Source organism: Stenotrophomonas sp. 62841_Sma (assembly GCF_056482945.1).
On the sequence record NZ_CM151224.1, the window covers coordinates 4,180,197 to 4,199,720 of the forward strand.

The following is a 19,524-nucleotide window of genomic DNA, read 5'->3' on the forward strand; positions in this document are numbered from 1 at the left end:
GGACACGAACGGCTCCAACGGCGCCGCCCATCCCTTTCTGCAGAACCGCTTGATGCCTGCGATCCTGATCATCGACGACAACGCCAGCGTGGGTACCGCGCTGGACGTGCTGTTCTCCCTGCACGACATCGACACCCTGCAGGCGCAGAGCCCGTCCGAAGGGCTGGCCCTGCTGGAGTCGCAGCCGGTCGACCTGGTGATCCAGGACATGAACTTCAGCGAGGACACCACCTCCGGCGAAGAAGGCGAGGCCCTGTTCGCGCAGATCCGCGCGCGCCATCCCGATCTGCCGGTGATCCTGCTGACCGCCTGGACCCACCTCAGCAGCGCGGTGGATCTGGTCAAGGCCGGTGCGGCCGACTACCTGGCCAAGCCCTGGGACGACCGCAAGCTGATGACCACGGTCAACAACCTGCTGGAACTGTCCGAGGCGCGCCGCGAACTGGACCGGCGCCGCAGCCGTGAACTGCGCCAGCGCAATGCGCTGGAAGAGAAGTACGACCTGTGCGGCGCGGTCTTCGCCGACCCCGCCAGCGAGCGCGTCATCGCTCTCGCCTGCCAGGTCGCACGCTCGGAACTGCCGGTACTGATCACCGGCGCGAACGGTGCCGGCAAGGAGAAGATCGCGCAGATCATCCAGGCCAATTCCCTGGTGGCCAAGGGTCCATTCGTGGCGGTCAACTGTGGCGCGCTGCCTTCGGAACTGATCGAGGCCGAACTGTTCGGTGCCGAGGCCGGTGCGTATACCGGCGCCAACAAGGCGCGCGAAGGCAAGTTCGAGGCCGCCGATGGTGGCACCCTGTTCCTGGATGAGATCGGCAACCTGTCGCTGGGCGGGCAGATGAAGCTGCTGCGTGTGCTGGAAACCGGCCGCTTCGAGCGCCTGGGCTCCAACCGCGAACGCCAGGTCAAGGTCCGCGTGGTCAGCGCGACCAATGCCGACCTGCCGGCAATGATCCGCGACGGCACCTTCCGCGAAGACCTCTATTACCGCCTCAACACGGTGGAACTGGTGCTGCCGCCGCTGGCCGAACGTCCGGGCGACATCGTGCCGCTGGCCGAGCGCTTCCTGACAGCTGGCAAGCCCCTGTCCAGCGCCGCCACCGCCGCCCTGCAGCGGCACCCGTGGCCAGGCAACGTGCGCGAACTGCGCAACGTGATCCAGCGCGCCGAACTGCTGGCCACCGGCAACCGCATTGAAGTGGCCGATCTCAATCTGCCGCGCGCAGCCGCAGCACCGCGCCCGGCCCCCAGTGCGGGCAATGACCCCGACCGCGCCCGCATCGAAGAGGTACTGGCGCGCAACCATGGCGTCATCGCCCAGGCCGCCGCCGAACTCGGCCTGAGCCGCCAGGCGCTGTACCGGCGCATGGACCGCCACGGTATCCCGCGCGAATGAAGCGGCGCTCGTTCACTTTCCGCCTGTTCCTGCGCCTGCTGCCGGTGCTGGCGCTGGCCGCCGCGTTGCCGTGGCTGCTGGCCTACTGGATGGACCATGGCTGGGTGGTGACCACGGTGTCGGCGTTGATCCTGCTGTCGCTGATGTGGTGGACCCTGCGTCGCGCTACCGCCCCGGTGCGGTCACTGATGCGGGCCCTGGCGGGCACCACCAGCAGCTATCGCGACGGCGAATACAACTTCGGCGTGCACTGGCCCGGCAATGACGAGCTCGGCGACCTGGTGCAGGCACACCGCGAACTGGGCGATGTGCTGCGTGCACAGCGGCAGGGCCTGGTGCAACGCGAACTTCTGCTGGACACGATGGTGCAGAACACGCCGGTGGCGATGCTGCTGATCGCCTCGGGCGGTGATGGCATCGCCCGCGTGGTGTTCTCCAATCTGGCTGCGCGCAAGCTGCTGCATGGCGGCTGGAAGCTGGAAGGCCAGCGCCTGGAGGACGTGCTGGAACAGGTGCCGGTGGAGCTGCGCGATGCCATCGCCCGCGGTGGCGACAGCCTGTTCGCGGTGCATGCCGAGGGAGAGGATGGCGACGAGGACGACGAGCAGGTCTACCACCTGTCGCGGCGCGCCTTCCAGCTCAACGGCCGACCGCATGACCTGCTGCTGGTGCGTCTGCTGACCGCCGAGCTGCGCCGCCAGGAAGTGCAGACCTGGAAGAAGGTGATCCGGGTGATCAGCCACGAGCTCAACAACTCACTGGCGCCGATCGCATCGCTCGCCCATTCCGGCGGTGTGCTGGTGCAGCGTGAGCGCTTTGACCGGCTGCCGGAGATCTTCACCACCATCGAGGATCGCGCACGCCACCTGGAAGGCTTCATCCGCGGCTATGCGCGCTTTGCCAAGCTGCCGCAACCGCAGTTGCAGACCGTGCACTGGGCCCCCTTCCTGTCCAGCCTGCGCCAGCAGATCCCATTCGGCATGGAACGTGAGCCGGACGAGGAACTGAGCAGCCGCATCGACATCGCCCAGTTCGGGCAGGCACTGCTGAACCTGTTGAAGAACGCGCACGAAGCCTGCGCCGAAGCAGAACCGCCCAACGACGACGTACAGGTGCAACTCACGCGGCTGCCGCAGTGGCTGCGCCTGGACGTACTGGATCGCGGCAAGGGCATGAACGAGCAGGTGCTGCAGAATGCGCTGATGCCGTTCTATTCGACCAAGCGCAATGGCACCGGGCTGGGCTTGGCCTTGACCCGCGAGATCGTGGAAGCGCATGGCGGCCGGGTATCACTGCAGAATCGCGGCGATGGCGGGTTGTGCGTGTCGATCCTGTTGCCGGTGGGTTGAGCGGGTAGGTCCACGCCATGCGCGGATGTGCCGACCAAGGTCGGCACCTACCAAACCTGCCGCATCGCCACCCGCAGGTGCATCGGGAACCCGAGCGCAGCCTCTTCGGCCATCACCGCGCGCAGGCCATCGTTCCACTGCGCCTCGGGCACTACGTCGAATCCTTCGCTGGCATAGAAGGCCGCATTCCACGGCACATCGGACAGCGTGGTCAGCACCGCGGCCGCGTAACCCCCCGCCCTCGCCTGCGCCAAGGCATGGCGCAGCAAAGCGCGGCCGTGGCCACGCCGCGCGTGCGTGGGATCCACGTCCATCTGCAGCACATGGAATTCACCGCAGAGTTCACCGGCCAGCAGGTAACCCGCGATACCACCGTCAGCCGCATCCACCACCCACAACTGGCCACGTTGAAGGCCATCCTGCAGCGTCGGCAGGTCCAGACCATGCCCGGCAAACACCGGGTAGGCCTGGTGACCCTTCAGCAGTTCACCGGCACGTTGTTCAATTGCCGGCAGCATGCCGAGTTCGTCGGCATGCGGGATGCGTGGCTCAGGACTTCTTGAGCGGGCGCTTCCAGCCATCGATGGTTTCCTGTCGTGCACGTGCAAGTGTCAGCTTGCCATCCGGGGCGTCGCGGGTGATGACCGAACCGGCGGCAATCGTCGCGCTGTCGCCAATGGTCACCGGTGCTACCAGCGAACTGTTGGAACCGATGAAGGCGTTGTCGCCGATGGTGGTGGTCGACTTGTTCACGCCGTCGTAGTTGCAGGTGATGGTGCCGGCACCGATGTTCACCTTGCTACCGATCACCGCATCGCCCAGGTAGGTCAGATGGTTGGCCTTGCTGCCAACACCGAGGGTGACCTTCTTGGTCTCGACGAAGTTGCCCACGTGCACGCCGTCGGCGAGCACGGTCCCCGGACGCAGCCGCGCGAACGGACCGACCAGTGCTGCGCCTTCGGTGACCACGCCTTCCAGATCACAGTGCGCACGTACTTCGGTGCCCGGGCCAAGATTGACGTCCTTCAGCCGGTTGAACGGGCCCACGGTGACGCCGTCGCCGAGCACGATGTGGCCTTCCAGAACGACGTCGACATCGATCAGCACATCGCTGCCCACGGTGACGGTGCCACGGATATCCAGTCGTGCCGGGTCACGCACGCGCGCGCCCTGCGCGCACAGGGCCCGTACCGCGCGGCGCTGCCAGGCACGCTCCAGCTGCGCAAGCTGCCAGGGATCGTTTGCCCCTTCGGCTTCCTGCGCGTCGGCCACCAGTGCCATTTCGGCCGGGGTGTACTCGTGCGCGGCAAAGGCGAACACGTCGGTCAGGTAGTACTCGCCCTGCGCGTTGCTGTTGGACAACTGCGACAGCCAGCGCCGCAGCGCGGTCGACTCGGCGGCAATGATGCCGGTATTGATCGTGCGCACACGCAGCTGGTCGTCGGTAGCGTCCTTCTGCTCGACAATGGATCCCACCTTGCCTTCGGCATCGCGCAGCACGCGGCCATAACCGGTCGGGTCATCGACATCGGCGACCAGCACCGCCAGGCGACCCGGCTGCGCCAGCAGGTCGCGCAGGGTATGCGCGCGGATCAGTGGCACGTCGCCGTACAGCACAAGCACCTGCGCGGCGTCAGGCACCTGCGGCATCGCCTGGGCCACCGCATGGCCGGTGCCCAGCTGCTGCGCCTGTTCAGCCCATTGCAGGTCGGGCTGGTCGGCGAAGTACTGGCGCACCGCTTCACCACCATGGCCGTAGACCACGTGGATCGCCGAGGGCTGCAGTTCACGGGCCGCATCGATCACATGCGCCAGCATCGGCTGGCCGGCGATCGGCTGCAGCACCTTCGGCAGCACCGACTTCATGCGCTTGCCCGCGCCAGCGGCGAGGATGATGACGTGCAGGGGTTGGGTCATGGAAACGGCAGTCCGTGGTTCGTTGCCGATGATTCTAGAGCGTGGGCCGTTAACATGTGCATCCCACCTCCTTCACCGCACTGATGGGCCTCGTCCGCCAGGGAAGCACCTATCTCATCATCGGGCTCGTGCAGCTGCTGCTCGACTGGCTGGTGTTCGTCACCGCGACCGCGCTGGGCCTGCCGGTGGTGCCTGCCAACATTGCCGGACGCCTGGCCGGGATGCTGCTGGGCTTCTGGCTCAACGGCCGTTACACCTTTGCCAACGCAGGTGACGCGCGCCTTGGCTGGCGTCGATTTTCACGCTTCTTCGGGCTGTGGCTGCTGCTGACCGCGACAAGCACGTTGCTGGTGAGCCTGGTCGACCACGCGCTGGGCCTGCAGTACACCTGGCTGGCCAAGCCGCTGGTGGAAGGCGGGCTGGCGTGCGTTTCCTTCCTGCTGATGCGCTGCATGGTCTACCGCTGATACGGCGCTGGGATCGGGATCGGGATCGGGATCGGTAGAGTCGACTGTTGGTCGACTGCTCTTCCATCAGACTGCGGAAATCCCGCGCTGCGCGCGATAGTCGACTGACAGTCGACTCTACCCAGCCGGCACTCTACCCCGCACAAACAAAAACGCCGGCACAGGGCCGGCGTTCTCGTGGATGCAGCGCGAGAAACCTCAGTGCTTGAGGTTCTTGCGCAGGCGCTCCAGCGCCTGCAGCTGGACGACGGCTTCGGCCAGCTTCTGCTGGGCTTCAGCCACTTCCATCGCTTCGCCGCGGTTGGCCAGGATGCGCTCGGCTTCTTCCTTGGCCTTGCGGACCGAGGCTTCGTCGATGTCCTGCGCGCGGATCGCGGTGTCGGCCAGCACGGTCACCACCTGCGGCTGCACTTCCAGGATGCCGCCGGAAATGGCGAAATCCAGCTGCTCGCCGTTCGGCGTGGTCACCACCACCTTGCCCGGCTTCAGGCGGGTGATCAGCGGCGCGTGCTTGGGCGCGATGCCCAGTTCGCCCAGCTCACCGGTGGCCACGACCAGGGTCGCTTCGCCACGGAAGATTTCCTGCTCGGCGCTGACGATGTCGCAACGGATCGTGCTCATGCAAATCTCTTCGCTGTTCGCGGCGGCGCAATGCCACCGTGGGAGTCCACCGGCGCAGGCGGTTGCCCGGCGCCGGCGTCAGGTCGGGCAGGATCGCTCCCGCCCGTCCCGGATCAGGCCTTCTCGGCCATCTTCTTGGCCTTCTCGACCGCTTCTTCGATGCCGCCGACCATGTAGAACGCCTGCTCCGGCAGGTGGTCGTACTCGCCATCGACGATGGCCTTGAAGCCACGGATGGTGTCCTTCAGCGGCACGTACTTGCCCGGCGAACCGGTGAACACTTCGGCCACGTGGAACGGCTGGCTGAAGAAGCGCTCGATCTTACGGGCGCGCGACACGGCCTGCTTGTCCTCTTCGGACAGCTCGTCCATGCCCAGGATCGCGATGATGTCCTTCAGCTCCTTGTACTTCTGCAGGGTCTGCTGGACGCGCTGGGCGGTGTCGTAGTGCTCGTGGCCGATGACCAGCGGGTCCATCTGGCGGCTGGTGGAATCCAGCGGATCGACGGCCGGGTAGATACCCAGCGAGGCGATCGAACGCGACAGGGTGACGGTCGAGTCCAGGTGGGCGAAGGTGGTCGCCGGCGACGGGTCGGTCAGGTCGTCCGCGGGAACGTAGACGGCCTGGATCGAGGTGATCGAACCGTTCTTGGTCGAGGTGATCCGCTCCTGCAGGACGCCCATTTCCTCGGCCAGGGTCGGCTGGTAACCCACGGCGGACGGCATACGGCCCAGCAGTGCCGACACTTCGGTACCGGCCAGGGTGTAACGGTAGATGTTGTCGACGAACAGCAGGACGTCCTTGCCCTTGCCGTTTTCGTCCTTCTCGTCGCGGAAGTACTCAGCCATGGTCAGGCCGGTCAGGGCGACGCGCAGACGGTTGCCCGGCGGCTCGTTCATCTGGCCGTACACCATCGCCACCTTGTCGAGGACGTTGGAGTCCTTCATTTCGTGGTAGAAGTCGTTGCCCTCACGGGTACGCTCACCCACGCCGGCGAACACGGACAGACCGCTGTGCGCCTTGGCGATGTTGTTGATCAGTTCCATCATGTTGACGGTCTTGCCGACGCCGGCGCCGCCGAACAGGCCGACCTTGCCGCCCTTGGCGAACGGGCACATCAGGTCGATGACCTTGATGCCGGTTTCCAGCAGCTCGGTAGCCGGGGACTGGTCTTCGTACGACGGGGCCGCACGGTGGATTTCCCAGCTGTCGCTGGCGGCCACCGGGCCGGCTTCGTCGATCGGACGGCCGAGCACGTCCATGATGCGGCCCAGGGTGCCAGCGCCGACCGGCACCGAGATACCGCGGTCGGTGTTGGTGGCGACCAGGTTGCGCTTCAGGCCGTCGGTGGAACCGAGGGCGATGGTACGCACCACGCCGTCGCCCAGCTGCTGCTGGACTTCGAGGGTGATTTCGGTGTTGTCGACCTTCAGTGCGTCGTACACCTTCGGCACCGACTCACGCGGGAATTCGACGTCGACGACCGCGCCGATGATCTGAACGATCTTGCCCTGACTCATTGCTGCATCCTCTAAATGTGTGCTTTGAACGAACGCGGTCAGACTGCTGCCGCGCCGCCGACGATTTCGGAGATTTCCTGGGTGATCGCTGCCTGGCGCGCCTTGTTGTAGACGAGCTGCAGTTCGCCGATCAGCTTGTTGGCGTTGTCGCTCGCCGCCTTCATCGCAACCATGCGTGCGGCATGCTCGGAGGCGACGTTTTCCAGCAGTGCCTGGTACACCAGCGACTCGATGTAACGCGTCATCACGTGCTCGAGCACGGTCGCGGCATCGGGTTCGTACAGGTAGTCCCAGTCGTGGTGAGCGACCTGCTTCTCAGCCGGCGGCAGCGGCAACAGCTGATCGAAGCTGGCCTTCTGCGTCATGGTGTTCACGAAGCGGTTGTAGACCAGGTACACGCGGTCGACCTTGCCTTCGGTGAAGGCGTCGAGCATGACCTTGATCACACCGATCAGCGATTCCAGCTTCGGCACGTCGCCGATGTGGGTCACGCTGCCGACCATGTTGACCTTCACGCGGCGGAAGAAGGTCGATGCCTTCTGGCCGATGGTCACCAGGTCCACTTCCGCGCCCTTGTCCTGCCATGCCTTGGCTTCGCCCAGCATCCTGCGGAACAGGTTGTTGTTCAGGCCGCCGGCCAGGCCGCGATCGGAGGAGATCACGATGAAGCCGACCCGCTTGACCTGCTCGCGCTCGACCAGGAACGGATGCTGGTAGTCGGTGCTGGCCTGGGCCAGGTGACCGATCACCTGCTTCATCGCCTGCGCGTACGGACGCGAGGTCTTCATCCGATCCTGCGCCTTGCGGATCTTGGAGGCCGAGACCATTTCCAGGGCGCGCGTCACCTTGCGGGTGTTCTGCACGCTCTTGATCTTGGTTTTGATTTCGCGTCCGCTTGCCATCTCTTGTTTCCCGTGGCGCGGGGCTGCTGCCCCGCGTTGTTCAACCGTTTGTCATCTGGTCCAGCGGAGCCAGAGGCTCCGCTCTACAGGACCGCGATTACCAGCTGCCGGTGGTCTTGAACTCGGCGATGCCCTTCTTGAAGGCACCTTCGATGTCGTTGTCCCAACCGCCGGTGGCGTTGACCTTGCTGACCAGCTCGCCCTGGGTGTTGGCGAAGTGGGCGTGCAGGCCTTCTTCGAACGCCAGCAGCTTGTTGACCGGCACGTCGTCGAGGTAACCCTCGTTGACGGCGTAGATCGACAGCGCCTGGTTGGCGATCGACATCGGCGCGTACTGCTTCTGCTTCATCAGCTCGGTGACGCGCTGGCCACGCTCCAGCTGCTTGCGGGTGGCTTCGTCCAGGTCCGAGGCGAACTGCGCGAACGCAGCCAGCTCGCGGTACTGGGCCAGCGAGATACGGATGCCGCCCGACAGCTTCTTGATGATCTTGGTCTGGGCCGAGCCACCGACGCGCGACACCGAGATACCGGCGTTCACGGCCGGGCGGATGCCGGCGTTGAACAGGTCGGTTTCCAGGAAGATCTGGCCGTCGGTGATCGAGATCACGTTGGTCGGAACGAAGGCGGACACGTCGCCGGCCTGGGTTTCGATGATCGGCAGCGCGGTCAGCGAACCGGTCTTGCCGGTGACCTTGCCTTCGGTGAACTTCTCGACGTATTCCTCGGACACGCGGGCAGCGCGCTCGAGCAGACGGGAGTGCAGGTAGAACACGTCACCCGGGTAGGCTTCACGGCCCGGCGGGCGCTTCAGCAGCAGCGAGATCTGGCGGTAGGCGACGGCCTGCTTGGACAGATCGTCGTACACGATCAGCGCGTCTTCGCCGCGGTCCATGAAGTACTCACCCATGGTGCAGCCCGAGTAGGCGCTGATGTACTGCATGGCAGCCGATTCGGAAGCAGTCGCGGCCACCACGATGGTGTGGGCCAGCGCGCCGTTCTCTTCCAGCTTGCGCACGATGTTGGCGATGGTCGAAGCCTTCTGGCCGATCGCAACGTACACGCACTTGATGCCGGTGCCCGTCTGGTTGATCACCGCATCGATCGCCATCGCGGTCTTGCCGGTCTGGCGGTCACCGATGATCAGCTCGCGCTGGCCACGGCCGATCGGGATCATCGAGTCGACCGACTTGTAACCGGTCTGCACCGGCTGGTCGACCGACTTGCGCCAGATCACGCCCGGAGCAACGCGCTCCACCGGAGCGGTCAGGTCGGTGCCCAGCGGGCCCTTGCCGTCGATCGGCTCGCCCAGCGCGTTCACGACGCGGCCCAGCAGTTCCGGACCGACCGGCACTTCCAGGATGCGGCCGGTGGTCTTGGCGACGTCGCCTTCGCGCAGGTTTTCGTAGTCACCCAGGACCACGGCGCCGACCGAGTCGCGCTCCAGGTTCAGGGCCAGGGCGAAGGTGTTGTTCGGCAGTTCGATCATTTCGCCCTGCATCACGTCGGCCAGACCGAAGATGCGCACGATGCCGTCGGACACGCTGGTCACGGTGCCTTCGTTGCGCGATTCCGCGGCCAGCTTGACCTTCTCGATGCGGTTCTTGATCAGTTCGCTGATTTCGGAGGGGTTGAGCGTGGTTGCCATCGTCAAGTCCTAGTGCCGGCAGCGGGGCCGGACGTTAAATGAATTCAGTTAGCGAGCGCGGTCTGCAGACGGGCCAGCTTGCCCTTCAGCGAACCATCGATGACCACGTCGCCGGCGTCGATCACGGCGCCGCCGATCAGCGAAGCATCGACCGCGGTGGTCACGTCGACCTCGCGGTTGAAGCGCTTGCGCAGCGCAACCTTGATCGCGTCCAGCTCTCCGGCCGACAGCTCGGAAGCCGAGGTCACCGTGGCCTTGACCACGTGCTCGGCTTCGGCGCGCAGGGCGTCGAACATGCCGGAGATTTCCGGCAGCAGCGGCAGACGATGCGATTCGGCCAGGATGGCCAGGAAGCGCGAGTAGGTCTCGCCGTGGGACACCGGCGCCAGCAGGGCGACGGCGTCGTCACGACCCAGCTCCGGGTTGGCGAGCAGGGCCGCCACGCGCGGATCGGCGGCGACGTGGGCGGAGAACGCCAGGGCGTCCGACCACGGCGCGAACGCGCCTTCGTCGCGCGCGGTCGCGAACGCGGCGCGGGCGTACGGGCGGGCAAGCGTGAGGGCCTGGCTCATCCTTAGATCTCCGAGGCCAGCTCGTCGAGCAGCGCCTTGTGGGCGTTGGCGTCGATTTCGCGCTTGAGCAGCTTTTCGGCACCGGTCACGGCCAGCGCAGACACCTGCTTGCGCAGATCTTCACGGGCACGGTTGGCGGCGGCGTCGATTTCAGCCTGGGCCAGTTCCTTCTGACGGGTGGCTTCGGTGATCGCTTCGTTACGGGCAGCATCAACGATCTGGTTGGCACGTGCGTGGGCCTGATCGATGATCTCGTTGGCCTTGGTACGTGCTTCCTTCAGCGCTTCGTTGACCTTCTCCTGCGCCTGGGCCAGATCTTTCTGGCTGCGGTCGGCAGCAGCGAGGCCTTCAGCAATCTTCTGCTGGCGCTCTTCGATCGCGTTCATCAGCGGCGGCCAGATCTTGGTCGCGATGATCCAGATCAGACCAGCGAAGGCCAGCGCCTGCGCAAGAAGGGTGAAATTGATATTCATGGTTAGCTCGATCGCTGGTTTCGGGGTGGACGCGCCGCCGTAGCGGCGCATCCGGCCTTCATCCGAAACCGGGTGCATCAGCACCCGGTCGTCTCAAACCGCTGTATCAGCCGGCCAGAGCCTTGGTGACGGCGCCAGCGAAGGCAGCCGACAGCGGGTTGGCGAAGGCCAGCAGCAGGCCGACGGCGACCGAGATGATGAACGCGGCGTCGATCAGGCCGGCGGTGATGAACATGCGGACCTGCAGGACCGGGATCAGTTCCGGCTGGCGGGCGGCCGACTCCAGGAACTTACCAGCCATGATGGCCAGACCCAGACCGGCGCCCAGCGCGGCCAGGCCGATCATGATGCCGACGGCAAGGGCGGTGGAGCTCTGAATCTGCGCGAAGTTGGTCAGGACGGCGAAGTACATGGTTATCTCCAGGAACTTAAGTTGCTAAGGGTGATGAAACGGATGAAGGTTGAAACGCGTTGAAGCTTGAAACTCAGTGAGCGTCTTCCGACAGGCTCAGGTACACGATCGACAGCATCATGAAGATGAAGGCCTGCAGCGGGATCACCAGCAGGTGGAACAGCATCCAGCCGAGGCCGAACACACCACCGGCAATGGCACCGAAGAAACCGGCACCACCCAGCACCCAGATCAGCAGGAACACGATTTCGCCGCCGAACATGTTGCCGAACAGTCGCATCGCCAGCGAGATCGGCTTGCTCAGCCACTCGACGATGTTGAGGATCAGGTTGAACGGCATCATCCACTTGCCGAACGGCGCCGTCAGGAATTCCTTGATGAAGCCGCCCAGGCCCTTGGACTTGAGCGCGAAGAACAGCATCAGGAAGAACACGCTGATGGCCATGCCCAGGGTGGCATTGACGTCAGCGGTCGGGACCGGCTTCCAGTAGTGCACGCCCACCCATTCCAGCGGCTTGGCGATGAAATCGGCCGGGATCATCTTCAGCAGATTCATCAACAGGATCCAGAAGAAGATCGTGATGGCGATCGGCGTGACCAGCTTGCTCTTGCCGTGGTAGGTGTCCTTGGCCTGGCGGTCGACGAACTCCAGGCAGATCTCGACGAAGGCCTGCCACTTGCCCGGCACGCCGGCGGTGGCCTTGCGGGTGCCCAACCAGAACGCGACAACGATCACCAGGCCCATCAGGACCGCGGTGAGGAAGGTATCGACGTGGATATGCCAGAACATACCCTCACCCTTGCCGACCGGCGCGGTCAGGTTGTGCAGGTGATGCTGGATGTAGCTGGTAGGGGTTAGAGCCTCGCCCGCCATGTGTCCGGAACCTTCAGTTAATTGAATTCTGTCAACGCCTGGCCATCGCCAGGACCTGGAACATCAAGCCGACGGCGATACCGGCCAACAGCGCCAATGCAGGCAGCTTGAAGACCAGGAACCCCACCAGCAGGACGCCGAAAACCACCACCCACTTGGCCACGATCGCAATGATCAGGCGAGCCATCGCCGAACCTGCGGCCAGTGCCCCACCGCCCAGTGCCATCCGTGCCGCCACCCAGCCACCGGCCGAAATGGCCACACCGGACGCCAGCGCGCCGAGGGCATATTTCGGACCTACCAGCAGGAAGGCCAGGGCCAGGACAGCCACTGCGGCCAGCGGATAGACCGCGGCGCGCAGCATCAGTCGCCGACCCGCATCAACGGAGTTCAGCACAGGACGTCCCGCGTGGTTACAAGTGGAGGGCTGAGGCGACTACAGCAGGGGGGCCTCATCGAGCCGCCAAATTATAGCAATGGGACAATTTGCGAGACAACCGCTCCCTGTTCATCCCGGGAGGCCGCAAGTTGCGGTAACGGTTACATTTTTGCGTGCCACCCAGGGGACAATGACGTCCGTATGATGTTGCAGCGCAGTATTGAACTTTGGTCGCAGGCCGCGGAACTTTCGCCGAATGCGCCGGTCCGATCTTTCGACCTGCCTGCAGCAACCTCGTCGACGCTCCGCCCCGCAGGTCCCACGATGGCCCCGAAGCCCGGCTCCGGGGCCATCTTTTTGCATCGTCGCGACAGCGCTGAACCGTGCACACTTCGTGGACCATACGTTCACGGATGGTGGACGGGCCTGTCCGGCACAGTGGTCTTCATTCTGATGAACCACTGCAAGGACTCTTCGATGCGCCCCGTACCCACCCTGCTCGCCCTCTCCCTGCTCGCCGCCGGCGCTTCGTTCGCCACTGCCGCCCACGCCGCTGAAGGCGACGACCGCTTCGCCCTGCGCCTGGGTGCGATGAACATCGACTCGGACAACACCCTTCGCGGCAAGACCAACGTCGCCGGCCAGGACATCGGCTTCTCCGAGGACTTCAAGCTGGGGGGCAAGGAGTGGGAACCGCGCATCGACGGCATGTTCCGCATCAGCAACCGCCAGCGCCTGCTGTTCAACTACTTCAAGTACGACAAGGACCGCCGCGAGACCCTCGGCCAGGACATCTCCTTCGGTGACGTCAACGTGCCATCCGGCAGCTTCGTCAAGGGCGAACTGAAGTACCAGGTCGCCAGCCTGGTCTATGACTACTCGGTGGTGGACACCGATACCTTCGACCTCGGCCTGCAGCTGGGTGCCGAGTACGCCAAGGTCAGCACCAAGGCCTACGCCGATCTGGGTACCGTCTACGAAGGCCAGTTCCTCAATGAGAAGACGGACGGCGTGGCGCCGGTGGTCGGTGCGCGCCTGAGCTTCACCCCGTCGGAAAAGTGGATGATCACGCTGCAGGGCCAGTACCTCAACACCCGCTGGGGCAGCTTCGATGACTACAAGGGCGACCTGAGCCGCGCCAACGCCATCGTCGATTACCGCTTCACGAAGAACTTCGGTGTGTTCGCTGGCTACGACTGGTTCAAGCTCGACGCGGACAAGAAGGGCAGCGACGGCACCATCGGCCTGAAGCAGGAATTCAAGGGCCCGGTGGCCGGCGTCAGCTTCGTGTTCTGATCCCCCGCCCCTTCCACGGCACTCTCTCTCCTGGCGCGGCCTCCGGAACATCGGGGCCGCGCTTTTTATTGCCCGTTCAGTCAGGTGCGATTTTCATCTCGAAGGATCCAGGCCAACGTTTCCAGGAAGAGATCCAGACTGAAGATCCCATTCGCTATCGTGGAAAGCGCCACGGCACCTGATGCATCCTTGATCGTGATGCGCTCGCTCCACTGGTTGATATCGACCTGGGCCAGCGCTGCAGCTGGAATGCGGCGCCCACCCACCTCGATATGGGTGCGGGTCAGCAGGATGGGCTGGGTTGTGACATCAAGGTATTTCCCCAGGATGCGCTTTTTCCAGACCTGTGCGCTGGAGACGTAGTTGAAGGTAACCACTGAGTCCGAGCTCAATGCCGTGATCATCACCGGGAGGCGTTCCCGCACGTGCAGCTGGCAGACCAGCTGCATGAATTCGAGATGCCGCCCAAGATGTTGGTTTGCCCAGTGGAAGGCTGTCGTTGGTGCGAGGCGGTAGGCGACATCGGTAAGAAACCCCGCCGCTCCCAGCTTGCCTGTACCAAACAGGTAGAGGTCCTGCATCTCAGCGAACGCGATATAGGTGCGCTTCCTGCCGACAACCTCAGTGATCCCGCGCTCATAGACTTCATACCGCGCCTTGCGCAGCGTTCCCTGCCATACCGTCAGGCCCAGAACAGCCAGTCCACACACCAGCACAAGTGCCACGCCCATGTGGATGGTCCTGTAGCCATCGACCGGTACGTGATTCTTCAGTACGAGCAGGAATGCAGCTGCCAGAAAAAATATTCCTGCCAATGCGTACATCAGTGCAAGCGGCCACTTGCTGTATCTAAACGTTTCAATCAGCTCCCCGGTCTGAGGAGATTGCGGATGCGTCATGGTTGGGGTCGCCCCGGTTGGCCGATGATTGGGCGGGTGAAGATAGTTCCTGATTTCCGGCCATATCAAACAGCAACCTTTCACCACGATGAGGTTCGCCGCTCCATCCGAAGCGCCCGCAAGCGATACCGAGACGCGCCAGAGGCCGTACACGACATCCATCGCCGCGATTGACAGCGCGATGCCCCTATCTGCGCATTGAGAGCCACGTATGGGCTCCCAATGAAAATCACTACCGCGCGCCGAGCGCAAGGGTCGCCATGGGCCACATCAGGCCATGTACGACAGAATCGACAGGGTCATACGACGATGGCGGGCAAGAGAAAACCCGGCTTTCGCCGGGTTCTTCGGTTGACGTGGCAAGTCCGCCGGGCATGGCCCGGCGCTACCACGGCCAAGCGCCTTACTTCTTCTTCGGCATGTACAAATCGGTGATCGTGCCGTCGTAGATTTCCGAGGCCATCGCCACCGATTCGCTCAGCGTCGGGTGGGCATGGATGGTGTGGCCGATGTCTTCAGCTTCGGCACCCATCTCGATGGCCAGGCCGATCTCGGCCAGCAGGTCACCGGCGTGCACGCCGACGATCGCACCACCGATGATGCGGTGGGTCTCTTCGTCGAAGATCAGCTTGGTGAAGCCCTCGGTGCGGCCGATGCCGATCGCGCGGCCACTGGCGGCCCACGGGAACTTGGCCACGCCGACCTTCAGGCCCTTGGCCTTGGCTTCGGTTTCGGTCACGCCGACCCAGGCGATTTCCGGGTTGGTGTAAGCCACCGACGGAATCACGCGGGCGACCCATTCCTTCTTGTGGCCAGCGGCCACTTCGGCAGCCAGCTTGCCCTCGTGCGTGGCCTTGTGGGCCAGCATCGGGTTGCCGACGATGTCGCCGATGGCAAAGATGTGCGGCACGTTGGTGCGCATCTGGCGGTCGACCGGGATGAAGCCGCGGTCGGTGACCTGCACGCCGGCCTTCTCGGCATCGATCTTCTTGCCGTTCGGCGAGCGACCCACGGCCACCAGCACGCGATCGAAGGTGCCCTGCGCCAGGGCCGGCGACTGGCCTTCCTCGGCGGCGTCGAAGGTCACGGTGATGCCCTTGGCATCGGCGGTGACGCCGGAGGCCTTGGTCTTCAGGTGGACTTCGATGCCCTGCTTCTTCAGGCGGTCGGCCAGCGGCTTGACCAGGTCCTTGTCGGCGCCCGGCATCAGCTGGTCCATGAACTCGACCACGGTGACCTTGCTGCCCAGCGCGCTGTACACGGTGGCCATTTCCAGGCCGATAATGCCGCCGCCGACGACCAGCAGCGAGCCCGGCACTTCGGCCAGCTCCAGCGCGTCGGTGGAGTCCATCACGCGCTTGTCGTCCCACGGGAAGTTCGGCAGCTTCACCGCCTGCGAACCGGCGGCGATGATGCACTTCTGGAAGCGCAGCAGCTGGGTGCTGCCATCAGCCGCAGTGATTTCCAGCTCGTTGGCCGAGACAAACTTGCCGACGCCCTGCACGCTGCGGACCTTGCGCTGCTTGGCCATGCCGGCCAGGCCCTTGGTCAGCTGGCTGACGACCTTTTCCTTGTACTCGCGCAGCTTGTCCAGGGTGATGGTCGGCTTGCCGAACTCGACGCCGAAATCACCGGCGTGGGCCACTTCGTCGATGACCGCTGCAGCGTGCAGCAGCGCCTTGGACGGAATGCAGCCCACGTTGAGGCAGACGCCGCCGAGGCTGGCGTAGCGCTCGACCAGCACCGTATCCAGGCCGACGTCGGCAGCGCGGAAAGCGGCGGTGTAGCCGCCCGGGCCGGAGCCCAGCACGACCATTTCGCATTCGATGTCGGCCGGCTTGCCGCTGGACAGCGCCGGCTTCGGCGCCGCCGGCTCAGCCGGGGCGCGGTGCGACGGGGTCACCGGCGGCTTGCTGGCCGGAGCGGCCGCTGCCGGGGCCGGCGCGGCCGCCTTGGCCGGGGCTTCGGCGGCACCTTCGGCGTCCAGCACCACGACCACGGCGCCTTCGGACAGGGTGTCGCCCAGCTTGACCTTGATTTCCTTGACCACGCCGGCAGCCGAGGACGGCACTTCCAGGGTGGCCTTGTCCGATTCCAGGGTCACCAGACCCTGATCCTTCTTCACCGTGTCGCCGACGGCGACCAACACTTCGATCACCGGCACATCGCTGTAATCGCCGATGTCGGGAACCTTGACTTCAATCGTGGCCATGGTGGGTTTTCCTCGTGCCCGCGCGGCGGTACCGGCGGGCTGTCACTGCATCTGTTCACGCGGCCGCGCCTGGGGCGGCGGCCGCACGGTGGGGGCGAAGCGGTGCCTTACAGCAGCACGCGGCGCATGTCGGCCAGTACCTGCGACAGGTACGTGGTGAAGCGTGCGGCCAGGGCGCCATCGATGACGCGGTGGTCGTAGCTCAGCGACAGCGGCAGCATCAGCTTCGGTGCGAATTCCTTGCCGTTCCAGACCGGCTGGATGGACGACTTGGAGACGCCGAGGATGGCCACTTCCGGTGCATTGACGATCGGGGTGAACGCGGTGCCGCCGATGCCGCCCAACGAGCTGATCGAGAAGCAGCCGCCACTCATGTCGGCCGGGCCGAGCTTGCCGTCGCGCGCCTTCTTGGCCAGTTCGCCGGTTTCCTGCGCGATCTGCACCACGCCCTTCTTGTCCACGTCGCGGATGACCGGCACGACCAGGCCGTTCGGCGTGTCGGCTGCAAAGCCGATGTGGAAGTACTTCTTCAGGGTCAGGTTTTCACCGCTGGCATCGAGCGAGGCGTTGAACTCCGGGAACTTCTTCAGCGCCGCGGCGCTGGCCTTGATCAGGAAGGCGAGCATGGTCAGCTTGATGCCGGCCTTCTCGTTCTCCTTGTTCAGCGCCACGCGCAGGCCTTCCAGGTCGGTAATGTCGGCCTGTTCGAACTGGGTGACGTGCGGGATCATGGCCCAGTTGCGGGCCAGGTTCGCACCCGAGATCTTCTTGATGCGCGACAGCGGCTGGACTTCGGTCTCGCCGAACTTGCTGAAGTCGACCTTCGGCCACGGCAGCAGGTTCAGGCCACCACCGGCAGCGACAGCAGCACCGCCGGCAGCCGGCACGCCGCCGCTGAGCGCGGCCTTGACGAACTTCTGCACGTCACCCTTGGTGATGCGGCCACCCTTCTCGGTGCCGTTGATCTGCAGCAGGTCCACGCCCAGTTCGCGGGCGAACACACGCACCGCCGGGGTGGCATACGGCACCTTGGCCGGCAGCACGCCATCGGCGTTGAACTGCACCGGCGGGCTGGACGGGGTGCCGGCCGAGGCGACCTCGCGGGCCGCCAGCTTGTCCGGCTGCGCCGGCACAGCGACCGGCTCGACCTTGGTGGCGGTCTCGGCGGCAGCCGGAGCGGCAGCAGCGGCTGCCTTGGTCGGCGCCGGCGCGGCAGCGCCCTCGGCCTCGATGATGGCGACCACATTGCCCTGCGACAGAGTGTCGCCGACCTTGACCTTCAGTTCCTTGACCACGCCAGCCACCGACGACGGCACTTCCATGGTGGCCTTGTCGCTTTCCAGCGTGACCAGGCCCTGGTCCTTCTTGACCGTGTCGCCGACGGCGACCAGCACTTCGATGACCGGAATGCCGGAATAGTCGCCGATATCCGGCACCAGCGCTTCAACCGCACCACCGCTGGCAGCCGGAGCGGCCGGCGCAGCTGCGGCCGGGGCCGGCGCGCTCTGGGTGGCGGCAGCCGGGGCAGCGGCCTTGGCCGGTGCCGGGGCGGCAGCGGCCGGCTTGGCCGCCTCGCCTTCAGCCACTTCGATCAACGCCACGACCTTGCCCTCGGACAGGGTGTCACCGACCTTGACCTTGATCTCCTTGACCACGCCGGCGACGGCCGACGGCACTTCCATGGTCGCCTTGTCGCTTTCCAGCGTCACCAGGCCCTGGTCCTTCTTGACCGTGTCGCCGACGGCGACAAGCACCTCGATTACCGGGATATCGCTGTAGTCACCGATATCGGGGACAAGTGCTTCCTTGATTTCGGCCATGGGGATAACTCCGGCAATCTGGTGTAGGGAAACGTCTATTGTGCGGCCAGCGGGGGCCAGCGCCAACCGTTACAGGTGTTTTCAGTACTCACGCAGCCGGGACACGCTGTTGCTCATGGGTTGCGGCCGCGACCAGTCGGTAGCGTATTGTCCGGACGATGTCCGCTTCATGTCGCCAGTGCGTCGGCTACCGGCTGCCAGGCCTGGCGCAGCCGCGGCAGTGACCAGGCCGCGTTGGCCGGGCTGGTGGACGGCAGCGCCAGCAGCCTTGGCGGCGCCTCCAGGCCGGGCAGCACCCAACGCTGGAATGCCTTCAGCGATGCCGCACCGTTGCAGCCGATCAGCTCCAGCTCAGGAAGCGAAGCGATCAATGCCGGCAGCGCATTGGGTACTTCCGTGCCACGCACGATGTCGGCATCCAGGCTGCCACGCCGCTCGCACTGACCGATCACATCCCACAGACCGATACCTGCGGCGTTCAACGCCTGCAGCCGCTGTGCATAAGCCAGATCCGCATCGAAACCGCAGATATCCGCCATCAGCGGCCAGAAGCGGTTGCGCGGATGGGCGTAGTAGCGCTGCTCCTGCAGCGACGCCACGCCCGGCATCGAGCCCAGCAGCAGCACCCTGCAATCCACGTTCACCTGCGCTTGCAGGCCGATGCACATCGTCGCCGCGCTCACATCTTCTCCAACTGAATGAATGCAACTGATGGCCGAAAACCCCATGAATACAGGCTTTTCGAGCTGATCGCTGAACAAGGGAAA

General features: G+C 64.8%; 19 protein-coding genes. 4 read left to right on the forward strand and 15 right to left on the reverse strand.

The window, feature by feature from the left end; all coding sequences use genetic code 11:
* Nucleotides 1–52: 52 nt before the first annotated feature.
* Complete coding sequence (locus ACZK5G_RS19505; protein ID WP_346485708.1) at nucleotides 53–1,399, forward strand: sigma-54-dependent transcriptional regulator; 1,347 nt, start codon at nucleotides 53–55, stop codon at nucleotides 1,397–1,399.
* On the forward strand, nucleotides 1,396–2,748 hold the full coding sequence (locus ACZK5G_RS19510; protein WP_049399192.1) for a sensor histidine kinase: 1,353 nt from the start codon (nucleotides 1,396–1,398) through the stop codon (nucleotides 2,746–2,748). The genes ACZK5G_RS19505 and ACZK5G_RS19510 overlap by 4 nt, the downstream gene beginning before the upstream one ends.
* A gap of 47 nt (nucleotides 2,749–2,795) precedes the next feature.
* Here ACZK5G_RS19510 and ACZK5G_RS19515 read toward each other — a convergent pair whose 3' ends face one another.
* Nucleotides 2,796–3,329 carry a GNAT family N-acetyltransferase gene (locus ACZK5G_RS19515; protein ID WP_478464464.1) on the reverse strand — a complete coding sequence of 178 codons (534 nt, stop codon included), beginning with the start codon at nucleotides 3,327–3,329 and terminating at the stop codon, nucleotides 2,796–2,798.
* Nucleotides 3,298–4,665, reverse strand: coding sequence for a bifunctional UDP-N-acetylglucosamine diphosphorylase/glucosamine-1-phosphate N-acetyltransferase GlmU (gene glmU, locus ACZK5G_RS19520; RefSeq protein ID WP_478464466.1), 1,368 nt, complete (start codon nucleotides 4,663–4,665; stop codon nucleotides 3,298–3,300). The genes ACZK5G_RS19515 and glmU overlap by 32 nt, the downstream gene beginning before the upstream one ends.
* 83 nt (nucleotides 4,666–4,748) lie before the next feature.
* Here glmU and ACZK5G_RS19525 point away from each other — a divergent pair, with 83 nt between their 5' ends.
* Entirely contained in the window at nucleotides 4,749–5,132 is a 384-nt protein-coding gene (locus tag ACZK5G_RS19525) for a GtrA family protein (RefSeq protein WP_478464467.1), read from the forward strand.
* A gap of 198 nt (nucleotides 5,133–5,330) precedes the next feature.
* Here ACZK5G_RS19525 and ACZK5G_RS19530 read toward each other — a convergent pair whose 3' ends face one another.
* From ACZK5G_RS19530 to ACZK5G_RS19570, 9 genes are all read right to left on the reverse strand, one after another.
* Nucleotides 5,331–5,753 (reverse strand): F0F1 ATP synthase subunit epsilon, encoded by a 423-nt coding sequence (locus ACZK5G_RS19530; protein WP_005419509.1) that lies wholly within the window; start codon nucleotides 5,751–5,753, stop codon nucleotides 5,331–5,333.
* A gap of 113 nt (nucleotides 5,754–5,866) precedes the next feature.
* The gene (atpD, locus tag ACZK5G_RS19535; RefSeq protein WP_032129045.1) at nucleotides 5,867–7,273 is read right to left on the reverse strand and encodes a F0F1 ATP synthase subunit beta; all 1,407 of its coding nucleotides are present in this window, start codon (nucleotides 7,271–7,273) and stop codon (nucleotides 5,867–5,869) included.
* Between the two features lie 38 nt (nucleotides 7,274–7,311).
* Nucleotides 7,312–8,175 carry a F0F1 ATP synthase subunit gamma gene (gene atpG, locus ACZK5G_RS19540; RefSeq protein ID WP_032129046.1) on the reverse strand — a complete coding sequence of 288 codons (864 nt, stop codon included), beginning with the start codon at nucleotides 8,173–8,175 and terminating at the stop codon, nucleotides 7,312–7,314.
* Between the two features lie 97 nt (nucleotides 8,176–8,272).
* Entirely contained in the window at nucleotides 8,273–9,820 is a 1,548-nt protein-coding gene (gene atpA, locus ACZK5G_RS19545; protein ID WP_478464469.1) for a F0F1 ATP synthase subunit alpha, read from the reverse strand.
* A gap of 44 nt (nucleotides 9,821–9,864) precedes the next feature.
* Nucleotides 9,865–10,392, reverse strand: coding sequence for a F0F1 ATP synthase subunit delta (locus ACZK5G_RS19550; protein WP_032129048.1), 528 nt, complete (start codon nucleotides 10,390–10,392; stop codon nucleotides 9,865–9,867).
* Between the two features lie 2 nt (nucleotides 10,393–10,394).
* Complete coding sequence (locus tag ACZK5G_RS19555; protein ID WP_005419512.1) at nucleotides 10,395–10,865, reverse strand: F0F1 ATP synthase subunit B; 471 nt, start codon at nucleotides 10,863–10,865, stop codon at nucleotides 10,395–10,397.
* A gap of 106 nt (nucleotides 10,866–10,971) precedes the next feature.
* On the reverse strand, nucleotides 10,972–11,277 hold the full coding sequence (gene atpE, locus ACZK5G_RS19560; RefSeq protein WP_005411133.1) for a F0F1 ATP synthase subunit C: 306 nt from the start codon (nucleotides 11,275–11,277) through the stop codon (nucleotides 10,972–10,974).
* A gap of 73 nt (nucleotides 11,278–11,350) precedes the next feature.
* Complete coding sequence (gene atpB, locus ACZK5G_RS19565) at nucleotides 11,351–12,151, reverse strand: F0F1 ATP synthase subunit A (RefSeq protein WP_010481316.1); 801 nt, start codon at nucleotides 12,149–12,151, stop codon at nucleotides 11,351–11,353.
* A gap of 31 nt (nucleotides 12,152–12,182) precedes the next feature.
* Nucleotides 12,183–12,548 carry a hypothetical protein gene (locus ACZK5G_RS19570; protein WP_006394654.1) on the reverse strand — a complete coding sequence of 122 codons (366 nt, stop codon included), beginning with the start codon at nucleotides 12,546–12,548 and terminating at the stop codon, nucleotides 12,183–12,185.
* Between the two features lie 459 nt (nucleotides 12,549–13,007).
* Here ACZK5G_RS19570 and ACZK5G_RS19575 point away from each other — a divergent pair, with 459 nt between their 5' ends.
* Nucleotides 13,008–13,826 carry a hypothetical protein gene (locus ACZK5G_RS19575; RefSeq protein WP_010481314.1) on the forward strand — a complete coding sequence of 273 codons (819 nt, stop codon included), beginning with the start codon at nucleotides 13,008–13,010 and terminating at the stop codon, nucleotides 13,824–13,826.
* Between the two features lie 80 nt (nucleotides 13,827–13,906).
* Here the strand turns inward: ACZK5G_RS19575 and ACZK5G_RS19580 are convergent, their stop codons facing one another.
* The 4 genes from ACZK5G_RS19580 to ACZK5G_RS19595 form a co-directional block, all read right to left on the reverse strand.
* Nucleotides 13,907–14,887 carry a hypothetical protein gene (locus ACZK5G_RS19580; protein ID WP_478464471.1) on the reverse strand — a complete coding sequence of 327 codons (981 nt, stop codon included), beginning with the start codon at nucleotides 14,885–14,887 and terminating at the stop codon, nucleotides 13,907–13,909.
* A 241-nt stretch (nucleotides 14,888–15,128) separates the two neighbouring features.
* The gene (gene lpdA / locus ACZK5G_RS19585; protein ID WP_478464473.1) at nucleotides 15,129–16,937 is read right to left on the reverse strand and encodes a dihydrolipoyl dehydrogenase; all 1,809 of its coding nucleotides are present in this window, start codon (nucleotides 16,935–16,937) and stop codon (nucleotides 15,129–15,131) included.
* Nucleotides 16,938–17,044: 107 nt separating this feature from the next.
* Complete coding sequence (gene aceF, locus ACZK5G_RS19590) at nucleotides 17,045–18,757, reverse strand: dihydrolipoyllysine-residue acetyltransferase (RefSeq protein ID WP_071229582.1); 1,713 nt, start codon at nucleotides 18,755–18,757, stop codon at nucleotides 17,045–17,047.
* Nucleotides 18,758–18,924: 167 nt separating this feature from the next.
* Nucleotides 18,925–19,440 carry a DNA-deoxyinosine glycosylase gene (locus ACZK5G_RS19595; protein ID WP_478464475.1) on the reverse strand — a complete coding sequence of 172 codons (516 nt, stop codon included), beginning with the start codon at nucleotides 19,438–19,440 and terminating at the stop codon, nucleotides 18,925–18,927.
* Between the last annotated feature and the right edge of the window lie 84 nt (nucleotides 19,441–19,524).

Excerpts from the sequence above, each read along its gene's own strand:
- ACZK5G_RS19505 (WP_346485708.1), top strand. The coding sequence starts at position 53 with ATGCCTGCGATCCTGATCATCGACGACAACGCCAGCGTGGGTACCGCG.
- ACZK5G_RS19510 (WP_049399192.1), top strand. The coding sequence starts at position 1,396 with ATGAAGCGGCGCTCGTTCACTTTCCGCCTGTTCCTGCGCCTGCTGCCG.
- ACZK5G_RS19515 (WP_478464464.1), bottom strand. The coding sequence starts at position 3,329 with ATGGCTGGAAGCGCCCGCTCAAGAAGTCCTGAGCCACGCATCCCGCAT.
- glmU (WP_478464466.1), bottom strand. The coding sequence starts at position 4,665 with ATGACCCAACCCCTGCACGTCATCATCCTCGCCGCTGGCGCGGGCAAG.
- ACZK5G_RS19525 (WP_478464467.1), top strand. The coding sequence starts at position 4,749 with ATGGGCCTCGTCCGCCAGGGAAGCACCTATCTCATCATCGGGCTCGTG.
- ACZK5G_RS19530 (WP_005419509.1), bottom strand. The coding sequence starts at position 5,753 with ATGAGCACGATCCGTTGCGACATCGTCAGCGCCGAGCAGGAAATCTTC.
- atpD (WP_032129045.1), bottom strand. The coding sequence starts at position 7,273 with ATGAGTCAGGGCAAGATCGTTCAGATCATCGGCGCGGTCGTCGACGTC.
- atpG (WP_032129046.1), bottom strand. The coding sequence starts at position 8,175 with ATGGCAAGCGGACGCGAAATCAAAACCAAGATCAAGAGCGTGCAGAAC.
- atpA (WP_478464469.1), bottom strand. The coding sequence starts at position 9,820 with ATGGCAACCACGCTCAACCCCTCCGAAATCAGCGAACTGATCAAGAAC.
- ACZK5G_RS19550 (WP_032129048.1), bottom strand. The coding sequence starts at position 10,392 with ATGAGCCAGGCCCTCACGCTTGCCCGCCCGTACGCCCGCGCCGCGTTC.
- ACZK5G_RS19555 (WP_005419512.1), bottom strand. The coding sequence starts at position 10,865 with ATGAATATCAATTTCACCCTTCTTGCGCAGGCGCTGGCCTTCGCTGGT.
- atpE (WP_005411133.1), bottom strand. The coding sequence starts at position 11,277 with ATGTACTTCGCCGTCCTGACCAACTTCGCGCAGATTCAGAGCTCCACC.
- atpB (WP_010481316.1), bottom strand. The coding sequence starts at position 12,151 with ATGGCGGGCGAGGCTCTAACCCCTACCAGCTACATCCAGCATCACCTG.
- ACZK5G_RS19575 (WP_010481314.1), top strand. The coding sequence starts at position 13,008 with ATGCGCCCCGTACCCACCCTGCTCGCCCTCTCCCTGCTCGCCGCCGGC.
- ACZK5G_RS19580 (WP_478464471.1), bottom strand. The coding sequence starts at position 14,887 with ATGGATGTCGTGTACGGCCTCTGGCGCGTCTCGGTATCGCTTGCGGGC.
- lpdA (WP_478464473.1), bottom strand. The coding sequence starts at position 16,937 with ATGGCCACGATTGAAGTCAAGGTTCCCGACATCGGCGATTACAGCGAT.
- aceF (WP_071229582.1), bottom strand. The coding sequence starts at position 18,757 with ATGGCCGAAATCAAGGAAGCACTTGTCCCCGATATCGGTGACTACAGC.